This window comes from Salinivibrio sp. KP-1, from assembly GCF_000968645.1.
In the GTDB taxonomy this organism is placed as follows: Bacteria; Pseudomonadota; Gammaproteobacteria; order Enterobacterales; family Vibrionaceae; genus Salinivibrio; species Salinivibrio siamensis.
The window spans coordinates 1-1,101 of the sequence record NZ_LAQR01000013.1 but is presented as its reverse complement, the minus strand read 5'-3'; the positions used below and the strand labels follow the sequence as shown (position 1 = coordinate 1,101).

Genomic DNA, 1,101 nt, shown 5'->3' with positions numbered 1-1,101 from the left:
CTGGAACTAGTCGGTGAGAACTGGACCTACACCCTCGATCAGAGCTCAGTGCAGGATTTAGATGCCGGTGATCAAGTGACGGACACCATCACCCTCACTGCAAGCGATAACACACAGCAAGATATTGTTATCACCATTACCGGCACCGACGACTTACCTGAAGTCACCGGTAGCTTTACCGGCTCAGTCACCGAGGGCAATGAAGACGATGCCCCTGTCACTGCCACGGGCACCATTTCGATCAGCGATGTCGATAGTGACGATAACCCAACCTTTGCCGATGTTACACAGGCAGGCAACTATGGCTCGCTAGAGCTGGTGAACGGCAATTGGACCTACACCCTCGATCAGCCTGCGGTGCAGAACTTGGATGCCGGTGATGAGGTGACCGACACCATCACCCTCACTGCAAGCGATAACACGCAACAAAATATTGTTATCACCATTACCGGCACCGACGACTTACCTGAAGTCACCGGTAGCTTTACCGGCTCAGTGACCGAAGGTGACGTGGGCGATACCGCAGTAACTGCCACGGGCACTATTGCGATCAGTGATGTTGATGACGGCGATAATCCGACCTTTGCGAATACTACAGAAGCGGGGACTTATGGCTCTCTGGAACTAGTCGGTGAGAACTGGACCTACACCCTCGATCAGAGCTCAGTGCAGGATTTAGATGCCGGTGATCAAGTGACGGACACCATCACCCTCACTGCAAGCGATAACACACAGCAAGATATTGTTATCACCATTACCGGCACCGACGACTTACCTGAAGTCACCGGTAGCTTTACCGGCTCAGTCACCGAGGGCAATGAAGACGATGCCCCTGTCACTGCCACGGGCACCATTTCGATCAGCGATGTCGATAGTGACGATAACCCAACCTTTGCCGATGTTACACAGGCAGGCAACTATGGCTCGCTAGAGCTGGTGAACGGCAATTGGACCTACACCCTCGATCAGCCTGCGGTGCAGAACTTGGATGCCGGTGATGAGGTGACCGACACCATCACCCTCACTGCAAGCGATAACACGCAACAAAATATTGTTATCACCATTACCGGCACCGACGACTTACCTGAAGTCACCGGTAGC

At 53.2% G+C, this 1,101-nt stretch carries 1 protein-coding gene; it reads left to right on the top strand.

The genetic code is table 11. From position 1 onward, the window contains the following. Positions 1-1,101, top strand: a 1,101-nt coding sequence (locus WN56_RS08470) for a VCBS domain-containing protein (protein WP_046074624.1), incomplete at both ends; no start/stop codon positions are given.